The sequence below is a fragment of the Roseomonas nitratireducens genome (assembly GCF_017813355.1).
Taxonomy (GTDB): Bacteria; Pseudomonadota; Alphaproteobacteria; order Acetobacterales; family Acetobacteraceae; genus Neoroseomonas; species Neoroseomonas nitratireducens.
The window spans coordinates 35099-53105 of sequence record NZ_JAGIYZ010000002.1 but is presented as its reverse complement, the minus strand read 5'-3'; the positions used below and the strand labels follow the sequence as shown (position 1 = coordinate 53105).

At 70.5% G+C, this 18007-nt stretch carries 15 protein-coding genes; 2 read left to right on the top strand and 13 right to left on the bottom strand.

Annotation, left to right across the window (positions count from 1 at the left end; all coding sequences use genetic code 11):
* The 12 genes from J5Y09_RS02630 to J5Y09_RS02575 form a co-directional block, all read right to left on the bottom strand.
* Positions 1–2052, bottom strand: a complete 2052-nt coding sequence (locus J5Y09_RS02630; RefSeq protein WP_209350200.1) for a hydantoinase/oxoprolinase family protein — start codon at positions 2050–2052, stop codon at positions 1–3.
* Positions 2049–3749: a hydantoinase B/oxoprolinase family protein gene (locus J5Y09_RS02625; protein ID WP_209350199.1), complete on the bottom strand. Its 1701-nt coding sequence runs from the start codon at positions 3747–3749 to the stop codon at positions 2049–2051. The genes J5Y09_RS02630 and J5Y09_RS02625 overlap by 4 nt, the downstream gene beginning before the upstream one ends.
* Positions 3750–3751: 2 nt before the next feature.
* Positions 3752–4453 (bottom strand): ABC transporter ATP-binding protein, encoded by a 702-nt coding sequence (locus J5Y09_RS02620; protein WP_209350198.1) that lies wholly within the window; start codon positions 4451–4453, stop codon positions 3752–3754.
* Entirely contained in the window at positions 4446–5213 is a 768-nt protein-coding gene (locus J5Y09_RS02615; protein ID WP_209350197.1) for an ABC transporter ATP-binding protein, read from the bottom strand. Before J5Y09_RS02615 ends, J5Y09_RS02620 begins: the two co-directional genes overlap by 8 nt.
* Positions 5210–6157 carry a branched-chain amino acid ABC transporter permease gene (locus J5Y09_RS02610; protein WP_209350196.1) on the bottom strand — a complete coding sequence of 316 codons (948 nt, stop codon included), beginning with the start codon at positions 6155–6157 and terminating at the stop codon, positions 5210–5212. The genes J5Y09_RS02615 and J5Y09_RS02610 overlap by 4 nt, the downstream gene beginning before the upstream one ends.
* Positions 6154–6996 (bottom strand): branched-chain amino acid ABC transporter permease, encoded by an 843-nt coding sequence (locus J5Y09_RS02605; protein WP_209350195.1) that lies wholly within the window; start codon positions 6994–6996, stop codon positions 6154–6156. Before J5Y09_RS02605 ends, J5Y09_RS02610 begins: the two co-directional genes overlap by 4 nt.
* 36 nt (positions 6997–7032) lie before the next feature.
* Positions 7033–8244, bottom strand: coding sequence for an ABC transporter substrate-binding protein (locus J5Y09_RS02600; RefSeq protein ID WP_209350194.1), 1212 nt, complete (start codon positions 8242–8244; stop codon positions 7033–7035).
* 85 nt (positions 8245–8329) lie between these two features.
* The gene (locus J5Y09_RS02595; RefSeq protein WP_209350193.1) at positions 8330–10558 is read right to left on the bottom strand and encodes a glycosyltransferase family 4 protein; all 2229 of its coding nucleotides are present in this window, start codon (positions 10556–10558) and stop codon (positions 8330–8332) included.
* A gap of 10 nt (positions 10559–10568) precedes the next feature.
* On the bottom strand, positions 10569–11918 hold the full coding sequence (locus J5Y09_RS02590; RefSeq protein ID WP_209350192.1) for a glycosyltransferase family 4 protein: 1350 nt from the start codon (positions 11916–11918) through the stop codon (positions 10569–10571).
* A gap of 115 nt (positions 11919–12033) precedes the next feature.
* Entirely contained in the window at positions 12034–13353 is a 1320-nt protein-coding gene (locus J5Y09_RS02585; RefSeq protein ID WP_209350191.1) for a TRAP transporter large permease, read from the bottom strand.
* Complete coding sequence (locus J5Y09_RS02580) at positions 13353–13862, bottom strand: TRAP transporter small permease (protein ID WP_209350190.1); 510 nt, start codon at positions 13860–13862, stop codon at positions 13353–13355. Before J5Y09_RS02580 ends, J5Y09_RS02585 begins: the two co-directional genes overlap by 1 nt.
* A 61-nt stretch (positions 13863–13923) precedes the next feature.
* Positions 13924–14928 (bottom strand): TRAP transporter substrate-binding protein, encoded by a 1005-nt coding sequence (locus tag J5Y09_RS02575; RefSeq protein ID WP_209350189.1) that lies wholly within the window; start codon positions 14926–14928, stop codon positions 13924–13926.
* Between the two features lie 148 nt (positions 14929–15076).
* Between J5Y09_RS02575 and J5Y09_RS02570 the strand changes: the two genes are divergently transcribed.
* Positions 15077–15820 (top strand): SDR family NAD(P)-dependent oxidoreductase, encoded by a 744-nt coding sequence (locus tag J5Y09_RS02570; RefSeq protein ID WP_209350188.1) that lies wholly within the window; start codon positions 15077–15079, stop codon positions 15818–15820.
* On the opposite strand, the gene J5Y09_RS02565 is transcribed toward J5Y09_RS02570, so the two are convergent.
* Positions 15814–17058: an alpha/beta fold hydrolase gene (locus J5Y09_RS02565; RefSeq protein ID WP_209350187.1), complete on the bottom strand. Its 1245-nt coding sequence runs from the start codon at positions 17056–17058 to the stop codon at positions 15814–15816. The genes J5Y09_RS02570 and J5Y09_RS02565 overlap by 7 nt on opposite strands.
* A 128-nt stretch (positions 17059–17186) precedes the next feature.
* Between J5Y09_RS02565 and J5Y09_RS02560 the strand changes: the two genes are divergently transcribed.
* Complete coding sequence (locus tag J5Y09_RS02560; protein WP_209350186.1) at positions 17187–17945, top strand: SDR family oxidoreductase; 759 nt, start codon at positions 17187–17189, stop codon at positions 17943–17945.
* Positions 17946–18007: the final 62 nt, after the last annotated feature.

Below are 18007 nucleotides of genomic sequence, written 5' to 3'. Positions count from 1 at the left end.
TCAGGCCCTTTCGATGATCAGGTTGCCGAAGCGGTCGACCCGCGCGACGAGGCCGGGATCGACGACGATGGTCGCGTCCGGCTGCTCCAGAACCGCCGGCCCGGTGACCACTGCGCCGACGGGCAGGTCGAGCCGCGCGAAGACCGGCGCCTCGTGCCATGCGCCGTCGAAGCGGACCGGGCGGCTGCCCCGCGCCGCCGTCGCCATGGAGGCGTCCGCCCCCGGCGCGAGCATGGCCAGGTCGAAATGCGGACGCCGGCCGATCGCCGCCGTGCGCAGCGTGACGATGCGCACCGGGAGACCCGGCAGCAGGCGGCTGAAGGCGCGGCCATAGGCATCCTCGAAGGCCGCGCGCACGATCGGCGCCGTCACGCCTGTGGTGCCTTCGCCGAGGCTGACCGGCAGCGGGACCGCGACGGTGTGCGTCTGCCCCGCGTAGTGCATGTCGAGTTCGAAGACGGTGTCGATCCGCTCGAGCGGCAGGCCGGCTTCGCCGACCACGGCGCGCGCGGCGTCCGCTTCCGCCACCATGCGCGCATCGAGCGCCGCGGCGTCGAGCGTGTCGAGCGACAGGTTCAGCGTCCGCACCTGGTCGTGGCGCACATCGGCGATGATGCAGCCAAGTGCCGAGGTCACGCCCGGATAGCGCGGCACCAGCGCGGCCTTGAGCCCGACCTCCCGGATCAGCGCGCCGACATGCAGCGCTCCGCCGCCGCCGAAGGGCAGCGCGGCGAAGCGGCCGGGATCGTGCCCGCGCTCGATCGAGACCAGCCGGATCGCGCCGGCCATCTTCGCATTCGCGACGCGCAGGATCGCTTCCGCGGCGGCGAAGGCATCGAGGCCGAGCGGATCGCCGATATGGCGCGCGATCGCCTCGCGCGCGGCCTCGACATCCAGGCGCGTGAGAGCCCCGCCGATGGGGCGCGCCGGATTGATGCGCCCGAGCACCAGGTTCGCGTCGGTCAGCGTCGGCCGGTCGTTGCCCTGCCCGTAGCAGACCGGCCCCGGCCGGCTGCCCGCGCTCTCCGGCCCGACCTGGAGCAGCCCGCCGCGGTCGACATGCGCGATCGAGCCGCCGCCGGCGCCGATGGTGGTGATCTCGATCATCGGCGAGCGGATGACGAGGCCGAAGTCGATCGTCGCCTGCGCCGCCAGTTCCATCCGCCCGCCCGCGACGACCGAGACGTCGAAGGAGGTGCCGCCGAGGTCGCAGGTGATGGCGTTCTCGAAGCCCGCCGCATGGGCGATCGCGGCCGCGGCGATGACGCCCGCCGCGGGCCCGGACAGCGCCGTGCGCACCGGCATGCGTCGCGCCGTGGCGGTCGACATGATGCCGCCATTCGACTGCACGATGTGGAAGCGTCCGGCGAAGCGCTCCTGCGCGAGCGCGCCCTCCAGCCGCCCGAGATACCCCGCGACGACGGGCTGGAGATAGGCGTTCAGCGCGGCGGTGGAAGCGCGTTCGAACTCGCGGATTTCGGGCAGGATCTCGGAGGAGACGGAGACATGCGCGTTGGGCCAGACCGCGCGCACGGCCGCCGCCGCCGCGTGCTCGTTCGCCGCATTCGCATAGGCGTTGATGAAGACGATGGCGCAGGCTTCCGCACCCGCGGCGAGGAGGCGCCGCGCGGCGTCCCGCACCGCATCGAGGTCGACCTGCGTGCGGATCGTCCCGTCGGCGAGCGTGCGCTCCGGCACCTCCAGCCGCAGGTCCCGGTCGGCAACCGGCGTGAAGTCGCCCCAGAGGCCCCAGGTGTGGCGGCGGTCCCGGCGGCGCATCTCCAGCACGTCGCGGAAACCCGCGGTGGTGATGACGCCGAGCCGCGCGCCCTTGCGTTCCAGCAGCGCATTCGTGCCGACGGTAGTGCCGTGGACGATCGCCTCCATGCCCGCCGCGCCGCCGAGCGCGCGCAGGCCGGCAAGGAAGCCGGACGCTTCGTCGCCACGGTTCGAGGACACCTTCGCGGTGCGAAAGCCGCCAGCCGAAGGGTCGTACAGGAACAGGTCGGTGAAAGTGCCACCGACATCCACGCCAACGATCGGCCCGCTCACCGGGACACGCTCCCATCCGGCGCGACGGCGACGCCATAGTCGCGAATGGCAGAATCGACGCCGACATGACCAAGGCGGATGTCGCGTGCGACGGCCTCGACCGGCCGTTGCAGCGGGTCGCCCCAGCCACCGCCGCCCGGGCTTTCAAGACGCAGGCGCTGCCCCTGCCCGATCGCGACGCCGACGACCTTGCTCGCCATCGGCGGCGTCGCGCGGCCCTCGGCCGCCTCCCACCAGAAGGCGTTGGTCGCGCCGGTGCCGCCGCCCGTCACGCCGAAGGGCGCGAAGCGGCCCCGTTCGCCGAGCAGCGCGATCTCGGTCCGGCCAGGGGCAAGCGCCTCGATCTCGTAGACCGCGCCGACGCCACCGCGATGCAGCCCGGGCCCGCCGCTGTCCGGCCGCAGCGCCCATTGCGTGAACATCACGGGGTTGGCGGCTTCCAGGATCTCGACCGGCGGGACGGTCGCCGTCGAGATCGGGTTGTTCGCGTGGTGCAGACCGTCGCTCTCCGGATTGCCCCCGAGCCCGCCGCCGAAGAAGGAGAACATCACCCAGCGCGTCCCATCCGCCCGCTGGCCGGACAGCGACAACGCGTTGATCGTCCCGAAGGGCGCCGCGGTCGCACGATCCGGCCGCGCCTGGCCGAGCGCCCCGAAGATCACGCCGATCAGCCGCAGGATCGTCTCGGTGTAGCCCGCGACCGGCCGCGGCGCCGTCGCTCCCAGCAGCGTCGAGGGCGGCGCGATGACCTCGACCGGCCGCAGCACGCCGGCATTGGCGGGCACATCGGGGAAGGCATGCTTCAGCGCGACGTAGCAGGCGGCGACGGTGGTCGCGACCGAGATGTTGATCGGGCCCGCGCAGGGCGGGGAGGAGCGCGAGAAATCCAGCACGAGCCGCCCGCCATCGATGCGCATGTCGAGCGCGATGCGCAGCGGCGCATCGACCACGCCGTCATTGTCGAGGAAGTCCTCGAAGCTGTAGGTGCCGTCCGGCAGGGCGGCGATCTCGGCCCCCATCAGCGCCTCGGCGCGATCCATGAGCAGGCCGAAGGCCTCGGCAAGTGCCGCGTCGCCGCATTCCGCCAGCAGGTCGCCAAGCCGCCGTTCCCCGAGGTCGAGCGCGTTCAGCTGCCCGTTCAGGTCGCCCCAGTTGGATTGCGGCACGCGCGAGTTCGCGGCGAGGATATCGAGGATATCCTGCTGCATGACTCCGGCGCGGACCAGCTTCACCGGTGGAAAGCGCACGCCTTCCTGGTGGCTTTCCGTCGCGCGCGGATTGTAGTTGCCGGGCACGTTCCCGCCGATGTCGAGCCAATGCCCGACGCTCGCCAGCCAGCAGAAGACCCGGCCATCGCGGAACACCGGCCGCACCAGCCGGAAGTCGTTCAGATGCGTGCCGCCGTCGTAGGGATCGTTGAACAGGAAGGTGTCGCCCGGCACTAGGCCGCCTTCCGCGCTGACCTTCGCGATCACAGCCCGCACGGCGAAGGCCATGGCGCCGACGAAGATCGGCAGCCCCTTGGTGCCCTGGACGAGCGTATCGCCGGTCTCGGCGTGATAGAGGCCGTGGCAGGCGTCGCGCGCCTCGGCGATGATCGGGTTGAAGGCGCTGCGATAGAGCGTCGCGTCCATCTCGTCGGCGATCTGCTCCAGCCGGCCCTTCAGCACGGCCAGCGTCACGGGGTCGATCGGCATGGCTACAATCCGAGATAGGCGCGCTGGAGATGGGGATCGGCACGGACATCCGCCGCCGCGCCGCCGAGGACGAAGACGCCGTTCTCGAGCACATGCGCCTCGTCCGCGACCTCGAGGCTCTGCGCGACGTTCTGTTCGACCAGCATGATGGCGAGCCCTTCCCCGTGCAGGCGGCGGATCAGGGCGAACATCTCCTCGACCAGCAGCGGCGAGAGGCCGAGCGAGGGCTCATCGAGGATCAGCAGCCGCGGCTCCGCCATCAGCCCCCGCCCGATCGCGAGCATCTGCTGTTCGCCGCCCGAAAGCGTGCCGGCGAATTGCCGCGCGCGTTCCTTCAGGCGCGGGAAGGTCGCGAAGACGCGCTCCATGTTGCGCGCCCGGTTGCCGCGCGCGCGGCGATAGGCGCCGAGGTCGAGATTCTCCCGCACCGTCAGGTTGGGGAAGATCTTGCGGCCCTCCGGCACATGCACCAGGCCGGCCTCGGCGATCGCGGGCGGCGGCAGCCCGTCGATGCGCCGGCCATCGAAGGTGATGCTGCCCGCGCCGGGCCTGACCAGCCCGCTGATCGCCATGTTCAGCGTCGTCTTGCCGGCGCCGTTGGCCCCGAGCACCGCGACGATCCGGCCGGCGGGGACCGAGAGATCGACGCCGCGCAGCACCGTCGTCAACCCATAGCCGGCCTCGAGGCCCCGGATCTCAAGCATGGGCGCCGCCCTTCAGCCGCGCCGCCGCGCCATGGCCGAGATAGGCTTCCACGACCTCAGGCGCCGCCACCACCTCCGCCGGCGTGCCGGAGGCGATGATCCGCCCCTGCGCCAGGACATGCACGCGATCGCAGAGGTTCATCACCGCCTGCATCACATGCTCGATCATCAGCACCGTCACGCCCGTGTCGCGGATCGCGCGCACGACCGGGACGATGTCGCGCACCTCGGAAGGATTGAGGCCGGCCAGGACCTCATCCAGCAGCAGGAGCTTCGGGCGCGTCGCGAGCGCACGCGCGACCTCGAGCCGCTTGCGGCCGGCGACCGTCAGCGCGGCGGCCGGCTTGTCGAGCTGGTCGGCGAGGCCGACGCGAAGCGCGACCTCCTCCGCCACGGCCAGCGCGGCGCTGCGTTTCGGCTCCCGCAGGAAGGCGCCGACGGCGATGTTCTCCCGTACCGTCAGCCCGGCGAAGGGCTGCACGATCTGGAAGGTGCGCGCGAGGCCCATGCGGGCGAGCTCGTGCGGGCGCCGCCCGGTGATGTCCTCCCCTTCCAGCAGAACCAATCCGGCGGTCGGCTTCTCGAAGCCCGCGACCACGGCGAAGAGCGTCGTCTTGCCCGCGCCGTTGGGGCCGATCAGCCCGGTGATCGATCCCTCCGCCACGTCGAGCGTCGCGTCGTTCACCGCGACCAGCCCGCCGAAGCGCTTGGTCACGCCCCGCACGGCAAGGAAGGCGGGATCGGGACCGGTGCCGGTCATGGCCGCCTCCGGCGCCGCAGCAGCCCCGGCAGGTCGCGCGGCGGGTAGCGGACGACGAGGATCAGCACGATGCCGAACACGACGAGATCGATCCCCGGGATGCTGCCGGCGATGGACTTCGTCGCCTCCGCCAGGCCGTGCAGGATCACCGCGCCGAGCACGGGACCGAAGACGGTGCCCGCGCCGCCCACGATCGGGGCGAGCAGCGCCTCCACCGAGATCCAGGTGCCGTAGGCGATGTTCGCGTCGAGATAGAGGAAGTACTGCGCGTAGAGCCCGCCCGCCGCCCCGGTCATGCCGGCGGACAACGCGATGGCGCGCAGTTTCACCGCCAGCACGTCGACGCCGAGCGCCTGGGCCGCCGCCTCGTTCTCCCGCACCGCGACCAACTGCGCGCCGAGGCGCGAACGCTCCAGCATCAGCGTCGCCACCAGCGCCAGGGTGACGAGCGCGAGCGCGACCCAGAGGAAGGTTCCGCGTTCCGCGAACTGGAAATTGGCCGGGTCGGCCCGCAGGCGGATCAGGATGCCCGCCGCGCCGCCCGTCACCTCGGACGCATTGGCCAGCACGCGGAACACCTCGGCGAAGGCGAGCGTGACCAGGGCGAAGTAGGATCCGCGCAGCCCCGAGCGGAAGGCGAGGAAGCCGATCGCGAGCCCGACCAGCGCCGCGACCCCGATCCCTGCCGCGAAGGCGGGATAGGCGTTCATGCCGTAGCGGACCTGCAGGATCGCGGTCAGATAGGCGCCGGTGCCGAAGAAGGCGGCATGCCCGAAGGAATACTGCCCGCCATAGCCGCCAAGCAGGTTCCACCCCTGCGCGGCCAGGGCAATGATCATGGTGAAGACGAGGAAGTTCAGCACCACGTTGCTGGTGACGAGCAGCGGCGCCAGCGCCACGACGGCGGCGAAGGCCAGGATGGGCAGCAGGTCTCGCGGCGTCATGCCCGCGCCCCGAACAGTCCCGTCGGCCGGACCAGCAGCACGAGGATGAAGATCAGGAAGATGCCGATCTGCCCGAGGCTGTCGCCGAGATAGAGGCCCGAGAGGCTCTCCACGACGCCGATCACGAGCCCGCCGACCAGCGCCCCCACCACGCTGCCCATGCCGCCCAGCACGACGATGGTGAAGGCGACCAGCACGAAGGCGTTGCCGACCCGCGGGGAGACGTAGAAGGAGGGCAGCAGCAGTGCGGCGGCGATGGCCAGGCACGCGGTGCCGATGCCGAAGGTGACGGCGTAGATATGCGCCACGTCGATACCGACCAGCGCGGCGCCGGTCCGCTCCTTGGCGACCGCCCGGATGGCCTTGCCCGTCGCCGTGCGCGTCATCAGCACGAACAGCGCGATGCCGACCAGGATCGTCGCGCCGAAGCCGATCAGCCGCGGCCAGGACAGCAGGGCGGGGCCGAACTCCACCACCTCCATCGCATAGGGCACGTCGATGCTGCGCGTGTCGGACCGGAAGATCGCGAGCATCAGGTTCTCGATGATGATCGACAGGCCGAGCGTCACCAGCAGGATGTTCTCGTCCTTCCCCTGGCTCGCCGGCCCGATCACCAGCCGCTGCACGCCGTAGCCCAGCGCGAAGAACAGTGCCGCGAGCGGCAGCGCGGCGACATAGGGATCGATGCCGAAGGCGGTGCGCGCGACATAGGCGGCGTACATCGCCGCCGTCAGCAGCGCGCCATGGGCGAAGTTGATGATGTGCAGCACGCCGTAGACGAGCGTGAGGCCGAGCGCGACCAGCCCGTAGACGGCCCCGGTCAGGAGGCCGTTCAGCACGGCCTCCAGGATGATCTCAGGCGGGAAGCCCACGGATCAGCCGGTGACGGGGAAGACCGGCTGCGCGTCGGCGAAGTCGCGCGGGAAGATCACCTTGATGTCGCCGCCCTGCACCTGCGTGTTCACCGGCTGGCCGGCCTGGTTCTGGCCGTTCACGAAGCGTGTCGCGCCATAGGGCATGATGTGGCGCTCGAAGCGGCCATCGGTCGCGGCCAGCGCCTGGAGAACCGCGGCGCGGTCGGCACGCCCGGCCCGTTCCAGCGCATCGGCCACCAGCATGACCGCCGAGTAATTGAGCGGCGTGTTGTACAGCCAGAAGCGGTTCTGCGCCTCGACCGCGCGGCGCAGCTCGGCCGTCTTGGGTTTGCGCGGATCGGCCCAGTGGTTGCAGTCCATGACCAGGTTCGCCGCGTCGGGGAATTCCCGGACGAAGCGGAAGTTGGACGCCGCGCCGTTCAGCACGCAGTAGATGCCCTTGGGTCGGATGCGCTGCTGCTGCATGGTCCGCGAGAGCAGCACGAACTCGGCGTAGTAGGAGGACGGGATCACGAGGTCCGGCCGCAGCGCGCGGATGCGCAGCGCGACGTTGTTCATGTCCCGCGCCGGCGTCGGGTGGGCGATGGTCTCCATCACCTCGAACCCGCGCTTGGGCAGCTCCGCGTTCAGGAGGCGGGCCATGCCGGATCCGAACAGCCCGTCCTCATGCACGATCACCACGGTGCGCGCCGGCTTGCCGGCGGCGTCGTTCAGCGCGACTAGGTTGTCGAGCGCGGTCTGCGTCACCACGCCGAAGCCCGGGCCGAAGCGGAAGGTGTTGGTCAGGCCGCGGCTGACGATCTGGTCCGACACGCCGACATCGACGATGTAGGGCAGGTCGTAGCGCGAGGCCGCCTGGGAGGCCGCGAGGCAGATCGGGCTCGCGAAGCCGCCCACCACGGCGACGACGCCCTCGGCCTGCATCTTCTCGACCTCGGCCACGCCGCCTTCCGGGTTCGAGCGCGCATCGCCGAACACCATCTCGATCCGCGCGCCGCCGAGCGCGCGAAGGCCGCCCGAGGCGTTGATCTCGTTGATCGCGAGTTCGGCGCCGAGGCGCCCGTATTCGCCATCCTGCGACAACGCGCCAGTGACCGGCTGGAGGATGCCGAGCTTGACGGCCGGCGCCTGGGCACCCGCCACACGCGGCGCCGAAAGCCCGGCAGCCGAAGCCAGCATGAGGCCGCGCCGGCCCATCATCATCCCGCTCATCGATCCCGCTCCCTGCTCCCGGGGGGTTGGCCCCCTTGAGCCTTACTGGCCCCGCCCGGGCTTGTGCGCAAGGCGCCCGCCGCCGTCATTCCGGGCGGAGGATGCGGAAAGCCTGGCTTTCGAGGAAATCGAGCCGCGCGGCAGCGTCGTCCGGCCGGCAGACCATGACGCCGGTGACACCGAGGCCGACCATGCGGCCGGGCGGCGGCGGCGGGTCCTCCGGCGGCTCGTCGCCCTCGGCCGCCACGACGGTTTCGAGCGGACGATCGGGAAGGAAGATGCCCTCTCCGCTGTCGATCTCGACAAGGATGTCGGCGCCCGCGCCGTCCAGTTCCAGGACGCAGGCGGCGGGCTTCGCCCCGCTGGCGGCAAGGGTTGCGAAGCGCGGCGGCGCCTCCCCCTCCGCATGGGCGCGGAGCCGCACGGTCGCGTCGGGGCCAGGCGCGACGCAGCCGATATACAGGCGCAGCGGACCCTCGCTGCCCGCGGGCAGCGGCAGGCGCAGCCGCGCGACGCCGGGACGCGTCCAGCACCCCCAGGGCTCGAGCGGATGCCAGGCCAGCCCGTCCCGCAGCTGGTCCGCCATGGCCTTCGCACGGCTGGCCTTGCCACCCCCGGCAAGGCCGAGCGGGTAGGTCCGGCCGGGCTGGACCGGGAAAGGCATCGTCTGCGCGGCCCCTGCCCTCGCCCGAGCCGCGACGTCCCGCATCACCTGGTCGGCGATGTCGCCCCAGCTGCGCAGACGGACCGTTTCGGCGATCAGCCTTTCGCGGGCCTCGCGCGCCGACGCGTCGAAGATCAGGCCTTCCAGCGCCGAGACGAGGTCCGGCACGTTCTGCGGCTCGAAATAGACCGCCGCCTCTCCGCCCGCCTCGGTCAGGGAGGTGTTGCGCGCGACAAGCGGGATGCGGCCGAAGGAGAGGCTTTCCGTCACCGGCAGACCCCAGCCCTCGTAGAAGCTGTTGGTGACGGTGAACATCGCCTTGGCGTAGAGCGCGGCGAGCGCCACGTCGGGCACGCCATGCGCGATCGAGACGCGTTCCTGCAGGTCGGGCGAATTGGCGAGCAGCGTCGTCGCCGCCTCCGCCAGCCAGCCGGCCTTGCCCACGCACACCAGCCGCGGCACCCGCGCCGCCCCGTGCCGGCGGATCAGCGCAAGCCAGGCCTGGAACAGCATCAGGTGGTTCTTGCGGCTTTCGATCGTGCCGACGCAGAGGATGAAGGGCTCGCCAGGGTCCGGCAGGTCCGGGCGCGCGGGCCAGTCCGCGGCCGCCGCCGCGCCGATGTCCTGCCGCAGGTCGGCATCCAGCGGCACGACGGTGATCGGCAGCGGCCGCTCCGGCGCGATTTCCGCCGCGATGCGCCGCGCATCCGATGCCGACCATTCGGAGATGGCGAAGGCATGGTCGGCCAGCGCGACCATGCCGGAGAACCACTGCGCGAATTCCTGGACCAGCGCGCGCTGGCAATGCTCGGGCGTGACCAGCGGGATGCAGTCATAGATCAGCGGCACGTAGCGCACGCCGACATGGCGAACCAGGTGCCGCACGCGCAGGAAGTAGTCCTTGATCCACCAGGAGGTGCCGAGGTTCACGAGGCTCGCACCGGGCGCGAAGGTGAAGTCCGGCCCTTCGCGCAGCGCGTCGCGCACCTCCTCGACCACCGCGCGCCAGGCCGGCGCGGTCGCCTCGCCCCCGGTGCGGGACAGCCGCCACAGCCGCAGGAACAGGTCGCGCCCGATCTCGCGCCAGGCGCCGCTGGCTTCGTCGAAGGCGACGACGGCGGGCGCGACGCCCTCGATCGGGTCCAGCAGCGCGCGGGCGGTGACGCTGAGTTGCACGCGCTGGATGCCGGTCGGCGTGCGGTCCGCACTCACGTAGGCGACGAGGTCGGAACTGTCGAAGACGACCTGCAACGGCTGCCCCGGCGCGCGTGCCGAGGCCGCGACCGGCGCCGCGTGGCGCGCGAGGGCGCCTGCCTCCCGCGCCGCCTCCTGGTTGTCGGGCTCGAGCTCCAGCGCGCGCATGTAGGCGCGCCAGGCCTGCGCGCCCTCGCCCGCCAGCTTCAGCGCATGGCCGATCTGCAGATGGACGTCGGAGCTGTGCGGCGCGACCGCCGCGGCGTCCCGATAGGCCACCAGGGCGGCCGAGGGGTCCCCGGCCTCCTTGAGGCAGTGGCCGAGCTGGATGCGCGCACGCCAGTCCTGCGGCCGTGCCGCGAGATGCGCGCGATAGGCCGTGATGGCCGCATCCCACAGGCGCTGGTCGCGATACTGGTCGGCGCGGGCGAGGTCGCTTTCGGTCGTGCCGGTCATGCTTCCGTCCTCACGCCTCGAACCGGACGCCGAGGCGCGCATAGGCATCGCGCAGCCGCGCCCGGTAGCGTTCCGGGGAGAACAGGGCCGCCTGCCCCGGCCCCGCCTCGGCGAGCCGCCCGCGGAGATCCGGATCCGCGTCCAGGGCGCGGATCGCCTCGACCATCGCCCGCGTGTCGTAGGGATCGACCTTGATCGCGGCATCCCCCACGACCTCGGGCATGGAGGAGGTGTCGGAGGTCATCACCGGCGTGCCGAGCAGCATCGCCTCCAGCGCCGGAAGGCCGAAGCCCTCGTACAGCGAGGGGAACAGAACGGCCTTCGCGCCGCGGATCAGGCTCACCAGCAGCGGAAAGGGCGCGTAGTCGATGTGCTGGACGCGGTAGCGCGTCTCGATCCGCCCGTCGCGCGACAGCAGGTAGCGGACATGCTCGTTGTCGGCGAGCAGGCGCAGTTCCTCCTCGGACTTCCAGGCCTTCTTGCCGAGGATGACGAGCGGGTCCTGCACGCCGGAGGCGAGATAGGCCTCGATCAGCCGACCGACATTCTTCTTCGGCTCGATCGCGCCGAAGAACAGGAAGTAGCGCTTGTGGGCGAGGCCGAAGGTCCCCTCGATCTCGGTCATCACGTCGCTGACGGGCTTTTCCGCGTAGCGCCGGGGGATCTCGACCGCCTGGTAGGTGTTGGTCACCCGCTCCTCCGGCACGCCGAGAAGGGAGACGATGTCGCGGCGGGACGCCTCGCTGACGGTGATGATGTGGTCGGCCTTGCGGCCGAGCTGCATGACCAGCCGGTAGTAGAGCCGCTTGTTGTCGAGCGTGGTGTAGGGCAGGCGCAGCGGCACCAGGTCGTGCATGGTGTAGATGTTGCGCGACCGGCGCGCGCGGATCGCGAGCGGGTAGGTCCAGTGCATCACCTGCGGCGGCTGCCGGAAGAACACGTTCATCGGACGGCGGTAGAGCTTGAAATGGACGCGCTGCGCCTCGAACAGGTTCTGCACGTTCCACACATGATCGAAATGCGGCAGGCGGGATCGGAAGGCGTCGCGCACCACGCGCCCGGTGATCGGCACCTGGGTCGCGATCTCCCCGAACGGGGTGCTGAAGGCGCGCCGGGTGAAATCCACCGCCTCCGCGACGCGCGACGGGCGCCCGACCCGCGGGTCGAAGAAGCCGATCTCGCGGATCAGCGGACTCGCGCTGATGGTCGAGGTCTTGGTGCCGTAGAGGACGCCGACCTCCGCGCCGATGTCGCGCAGCCCGAAGGAAAGGTTGCGCGCGTAGGTGGCAACCCCCGTGCCCTGTTCGAGCGCCAGGTTGTAGCCGTCGATGAAGATGCGCGGCGGGCGCGGGGCGGGCATGGGCGACTTCCGGTGCGAGACAACGGGCCCCGGAACAGGGCCACGATCCCGTTACGTCTTCGCACCGAAACTGGCAAGCGGCCTCGCCCAGGTCAAGCGAGGCCGCCGCCTGTGCTCAATCGAGAAAGTCAGGCGAGACGAGGCGCGGCAGGAACAGCACGACATCCGGCCAGAGGATGACCAGCAGCAGCACGCCGAGCATCGGCAGCAGCATGATCATCGTGTCCTTGAGCGCGTCCGCGATCCGCATCCCCGCGACATGGCATGCGATCATCAGGCATAGCCCATAGGGCGGCGTCACCAGCCCGAAGGCCAGGCTGACGATCCCGATCATCGCGAAATGCACCGGGTCCATCCCGACGCCGGCGGCGAGGGGCTGGAGGATGGCGCCGACGATGATGATCGCCGGGATCGCATCGAGGAAGCAGCCGACGACGAGGAAGACGCCGGCGATGAACAGGCCCGTGCCGATCCTGCCCATGCCCCAGGCCGAGACCCCCGACAGGATCGCGTCCGGGATCTTGTAGTAGGCGAGCAGCCAGCCGAAGGCCGACGCCGTGCCGACGCAGAACAGCGCGACGGCCGCGAGGCGACCCGTCTCCCCGAGCGCGCCCCAGAGCTCCTTGAGCCCCATCTCGCGGTAGTAGAGCAGCGAGAGGCCGCCGGCATAGAGCACCGCGATGCAGGCGCTTTCCGTCGCGGTGAACCAGCCGAAGACCTTGCCGCCGATGATGATCGCGGGCGTCATCAGCGCCGGGATCGACACGGCGAGCGACTTCATCAGTTCGCCCCAGCCCGCGCGCGGATAGGTCGGGTAGCCGCGCGCCTTCGCATAGGCGTGGACGGTCGCCATCTGCACCAGGCCGATGAGGAGGCCCGGGACGATCCCGGCCAGGAACAGCGCGCCGATCGAGACGGTCAGCACACCGCCCCAGACGATCATGAGGATCGAAGGCGGGATGATGACGGCCAGCACGGCCGACACCGCCGTGATCGCGACGGAGAACCCGTCGTCGTAGCCCTCCTTCCGCTGCGCCTCGATGAAGATCTTGGACTGCGACGCCGCATCCGCGGTGGAGGACCCCGATATGCCGGCGAAGAAGATCGACAGCACCACGTTGATCTGCGCGAGGCCGCCGGGGAAATGCCCGACCATGTTGCGCGACAATGTCATCAGGCGGTCCGTGATGCCGCCCACGTTCATCAGGTTCGCCGTCAGCAGGAAGAAGGGCACGGCAAGCAGGATGAAGGAGTTGTACGCGTTGAACGTCTCCTGCATCAGCACCATCGGCCCGAGTCGCGTCTCGAGCACGAGCACCGGCAGGCAGGCGAGGCCGAGCGCCACCGCCACGGGGACGCGCAGCGCGAGCAGGGTGAAGAAGGTGCCGAACAGGATCCAGGCCGCCTCGGAGGCGGCGAGCGCGTTGCCGCCCATCAGGCTGTCTCCCCATGGATCAGCACGCGGACGTCGTCGACGAACTTCTCCCCGGCGAACAGCAGCCAGGAAAAGCCGAGGATCGGCCATGGCAGGTGGATGAGCCACAGCGGCAGCTCCGCCAACTCGCTGATCCGGAACCAGGCGAAGTCCACGAACTCGATCCCGAACCAGAGGAAGACGGCGCCGAAGGTCAGCACGAACAGCCCGGAGACGATGTCCATGAAGGCCCGCGCGCGGCCCTTCAGTTCCGGCCAGAGGTCCACGATGAAGTGGATCCCTTCCCGCTGCCCGACGATGGCGCCGATCATGACGGTGTAGACGAGAAGGAAGCGCGCCATCTCCTCCGTCCAGATGTAGTGCGGGATGAGGTCCGTCTGCCGCGAGACGACCTGCAGGGTCACCGGGAAGACGAGAATGAGGACGGAGATCGCGAGCAGTCCGGACAGCACCCGACCATAGATGTCGGATGCCCGTCGGACCGCGCCGCGCAGGCCGGTCGGGGTCATGGTTCGCTCCGGGCGAGGCAGGAGGCCGGCCGGGGGAAGCGCTTCCCCCGGCCGTGCGCGGTCACGAGGACAGCGCGTTGATGCGCGTGTAGATGCCTTCCGCGTCAACCTCGCGCGCGTAGGCGAGCATCACCGGGTCGACCGCGCGCTTGAGCGCGGCGCGCTCGGTGAACTCGATGCGGCGCAGGCGCCCCGCGCGCTCCAGCGACTCGATCTTCTGGCCATCCTCCGAGCTCTCGGCCTGGCGGCCGAAGACGCCGGCCTCGCGGCCCGCGCGGCGGATCGCTTCCTGCAGCGGGGCGGGCAGGCGCGCGAGCGTCTGGGTCGAGAAGCAGAGCGGGCGGATCGTGATCGCGTGCTGCGTCATGAGCAGGTTCGGCGCCACCTCGTAGAAGCGCATCGCCTCCACGCCCGCGGCCTCGTTCTCGCCGGCCTCGATCACGTTGTTCTGGATCGCGTTGTAGACCTCGTTGTAGGCGATGACCGAGGGCGACATCCCCGCCGCCTGGAAGGTGCGCGACCAGATCGGCGCGCCCTGCACGCGGACCTTCAAGCCGCGGATCTCCGCCATGTTCGTCGCGCGCTTGTTGGCGAAGATGTTGCGCACGCCGCCGCCGGCATAGCCGATTAACGCGACGCGGGCGCGGCGCTCGATCTCCTGCGCCACGGGGCCGAAAAGGTCCTGGTCGAGCACCTGGTTCCAATGCGCGAGGTCGCGGAACAGGAACGGCGCGTCGACGAAGGGCGCGGCGCGGCTGAAGGTGGACATGTGGGCGGGCGAGACGATGCCATAGTCGACGGCGCCGCGGCCGGCGGACATGTACTCGAAATACTGCTTCTCGAGCCCGAGGCTGGAGTTCTTGTGCAGCACGAAGTTCACCGGCCCGGCGGTGTAGTACTGCTTCACGAGTTCCTCGAAGCGCACGAGCGCCCGGGTGAAGACATGATCGTCGTTGAACTGCGATGCGCCGTTCAGCGTGATGGCCTGCTGCGCGCGCGCGACATGCGGGCTTGCGAGCAACGCCGCGCCGGCGGCCGCGCCACCGAGCAATTGCCTACGGTTCATGGTCGGTTTCTCCCTCCGATGCGCCGGCTTGGTGCCGGCTGTGCCGAAACTATAGGGGCGAAAACGTCGGCTTGGGAACCGCATGGTTACCGCCTCTTTTCGCGGCACCGCGCCCGCGCGACACTGAAGCATCGGAGGACAGGCGCCCATGAACAGGCTGGATCTTGCAGGACGCGTCGCGGTCGTGACCGGCGCCGCGCGCGGCATCGGGCTCGCGATCGCGCGACGGGCCGTCGATTCGGGCGCGACCGTCGCGGTCTGGGACATGGACCGCGCGGCCGCCGAGGCCGCGGCGGCATCGCTCGGCCGCGCCAGCGCCCATGTCCTCGACCTGACCGACGAGGCGGCGATCCGCGCGGCGCAGGCCGCGACGCTCGCCGCGCACGGGCGCATCGACATCCTGGTGAACAATGCCGGCATCACCGGCGGCAACGCCCCGTCCTGGGAATTGCCGGTCGCCGAGTGGAAGCGCGTGGTCGAGGTGAACCTCGTCGCCCCTTATCTCGTCACGCGCGCCGTGGTGCCCGGCATGATCGCGGCGGGCTATGGGCGGGTCGTCAACATCGCCTCGATCGCGGGCAAGGAAGGCAATCCGAACGCCTCCCACTACAGCGCCTCCAAGGCCGGGCTCATCGGCTTCACCAAGTCGCTCGGCAAGGAACTGGCGCGGACCGGCGTGCTGGCGAACTGCATCACGCCTGCGGCAGCGGAGACGGACCTCTTCAAGCAGATGACGCCGGACCAGATCGCCTGGATGCGGTCCAAGATCCCGATGGATCGCTTCGTGACAGTGGAGGAGATCGCCGCCATGGCCTGCTGGCTCGCGAGCGAGGAATGCTCCTTCTCGACCGGCGGCGTCTTCGACATCTCCGGCGGGCGCGCCGTCTACTGAACCTCGGCCAGGATCGGCAGCAGGTATTCGGCGAAGAGCGGCGGGTTTTCGGTGAAGGGGAAGTGCCCGATCCCGTTCATGCGGGTGAAGCGCGCGCCCTTGATCTTCGCGGCCGTCGCCTCGCTCATCTCGGCCGTGCAGGAGTAGTCGTACTCGCCTGTGAGCATGAAGAGCGGGCAGCGGGCGGTGTCGATCCGGTGCACCCGGTCCCGCGCATCCCACTCCCCGGAATAGAAGCCGATGTCGCGGTCGAAGGTGGCGTAGCCGCCCTGCGAATAGTGCCACCAGATGGCGGCGGCGCATTCCGCAGGGCTCTGCGGCGCCATCAGCCCGTGAATCCATTCGGGCACGAAGATCGCCTGGTTGATGCGTGGATCGTCCGCCCAGGGGCTGCGCCGGCCGGCCACCTGGTCGCAGGCCTCGCAGGCGATGATGGCGGAAAAGGCCTCCGGATGGCGCAGCGCGACCTCCAGGCAGATCTCCCCCGACATGGATGCGCCGAGCAGCACGGGCCGCTTCAGCCCGGCCGCCTTCACCACGCCCATGATGATCTCGACATAGCGGTCCGTCGTCAGGCGCCAGGCGCCGGGCACCTCGGCCGGCGGCGGGCTCTTGCCGTGCCAGGGCATATCGAAGGCGGTGATGCGCCAGTCCTTCGTGATGCGGGCATCGGCCATCAGCCCATGCGCCTGGCGGTTGTCGGCGCCCGCGGTGTGCAGCACCAGCAGGTCCCTGCCCTGCCCCGCCTGCTCGGCATAGATCCGCCAGTCACGCCCGTCCGCCTTCACGTCGAGGTAGCGCCCGATGGGATCGGCCTGCGGCGCGGCGGGCAGCGACGGGCGCGGGAAGGCCGGCACCGGCCCGTTCCCGCGCAGCACCAGCCAGCGCCCGATCTCGAGCACGCGCCGCGCGAGGTGGCAGTGGCGGAGGAAGTCCATCTCCTCCCCGGTCACGCGGAAGCCGGGCACGCGATGGCGCATGGCGAAGATCGCGTGGTGGTGCCGCGGCGGGATCGGCTCGAGGTGTTTCGCCCAGATCTCCGGCGTCGCCTCCAGCGCGAAGGCCTCCGGGCCCGTCGCGCCGCCGAAGGCGAAGACCGCGCGCGCCTCGCCGCTCACGATCGCGAACCGCACCGCGACGCCCTGGCGCCATTCCGCGAGCACCGCATCCTCGGCGCAGGCCGCCTGCCAACGGGCGACGAAGCCTTCCCACGCGCTGCCCTGCGGCCAGCCTGCCATGCGTCCCTCCCGGCGTATCCTCGGGCCAAGGATGTCAGCGGCCGGCGGGACGGGCAACCGGCGTTGCCAGAGGCATCGGGCCCGCGCACATTGCCGGCCATCCAACCTCCGCCATCGGGGAAACGACCATGACCTCACCCACCAAGATCGCCGTCGTCACGGGCGCCGGCACCGGCGTCGGCCGCGCCGCCGCCCTTGCCCTGCTCGGCGGCGGCTGGGCCGTGGTGCTGACCGGCCGGCGGAAGGATGCGCTGGAGGAGACCATCGCGCTCGCCGGCGACGCCGCGCCGCGCGCGCGCGCCATCCCCGCCGACGTCGCGGACCCGGCTTCGGTGGACGCGCTGTTCGGCGCGGTGAAGCAGGAATTCGGCCGGCTCGACCTGCTGTTCAACAATGCCGGCCAGAACGTGCCGGGCATGCCCTTCGAGGACCTGACCTACGCCGACTGGTCGCGCGTGGTCGCGGTGAACCTCACCGGCTCCTTCCTCTGCGCCCAGGCCGCCTTCCGCATCATGAAGGACCAGTCGCCGCAGGGCGGGCGCATCATCAACAACGGCTCGATCAGCGCGCATACGCCGCGCCCGGACAGCGCACCCTACACCGCGACGAAGCATGCCATCACGGGCCTGACCAAGTCGCTGATGCTGGACGGCCGCAAGTACGACATCTGCGCTGGACAGATCGACATCGGCAACGCCGCGACGCCGATGACGCGCCGCATGTCGCAGGGCGTGAAGCAGGCCGACGGCTCCGTCGCGGTCGAGCCGACCATGGACGTGAACCATGTCGGGCAGGCGATCCTGCACATGGCCAACCTGCCGCTGGAATCGAACATCTTCACGCTGACGATCAAGGCCACGAAGATGCCGTTCGAAGGGCGCGGCTGAACCAAGGTCGGGGGAGGGTGAACCTCCCCCGAGCCCCCTCCCTTCCTTGAATTTTCGCCCTC

Excerpts from the sequence above, each read along its gene's own strand:
- J5Y09_RS02590 (WP_209350192.1), bottom strand. The coding sequence starts at position 11,918 with ATGCCCGCCCCGCGCCCGCCGCGCATCTTCATCGACGGCTACAACCTG.
- J5Y09_RS02620 (WP_209350198.1), bottom strand. The coding sequence starts at position 4,453 with ATGCTTGAGATCCGGGGCCTCGAGGCCGGCTATGGGTTGACGACGGTG.
- J5Y09_RS02565 (WP_209350187.1), bottom strand. The coding sequence starts at position 17,058 with ATGGCAGGCTGGCCGCAGGGCAGCGCGTGGGAAGGCTTCGTCGCCCGT.
- J5Y09_RS02585 (WP_209350191.1), bottom strand. The coding sequence starts at position 13,353 with ATGGGCGGCAACGCGCTCGCCGCCTCCGAGGCGGCCTGGATCCTGTTC.
- J5Y09_RS02595 (WP_209350193.1), bottom strand. The coding sequence starts at position 10,558 with ATGACCGGCACGACCGAAAGCGACCTCGCCCGCGCCGACCAGTATCGC.
- J5Y09_RS02560 (WP_209350186.1), top strand. The coding sequence starts at position 17,187 with ATGACCTCACCCACCAAGATCGCCGTCGTCACGGGCGCCGGCACCGGC.
- J5Y09_RS02580 (WP_209350190.1), bottom strand. The coding sequence starts at position 13,862 with ATGACCCCGACCGGCCTGCGCGGCGCGGTCCGACGGGCATCCGACATC.
- J5Y09_RS02575 (WP_209350189.1), bottom strand. The coding sequence starts at position 14,928 with ATGAACCGTAGGCAATTGCTCGGTGGCGCGGCCGCCGGCGCGGCGTTG.
- J5Y09_RS02570 (WP_209350188.1), top strand. The coding sequence starts at position 15,077 with ATGAACAGGCTGGATCTTGCAGGACGCGTCGCGGTCGTGACCGGCGCC.
- J5Y09_RS02625 (WP_209350199.1), bottom strand. The coding sequence starts at position 3,749 with ATGCCGATCGACCCCGTGACGCTGGCCGTGCTGAAGGGCCGGCTGGAG.
- J5Y09_RS02615 (WP_209350197.1), bottom strand. The coding sequence starts at position 5,213 with ATGACCGGCACCGGTCCCGATCCCGCCTTCCTTGCCGTGCGGGGCGTG.
- J5Y09_RS02600 (WP_209350194.1), bottom strand. The coding sequence starts at position 8,244 with ATGAGCGGGATGATGATGGGCCGGCGCGGCCTCATGCTGGCTTCGGCT.
- J5Y09_RS02610 (WP_209350196.1), bottom strand. The coding sequence starts at position 6,157 with ATGACGCCGCGAGACCTGCTGCCCATCCTGGCCTTCGCCGCCGTCGTG.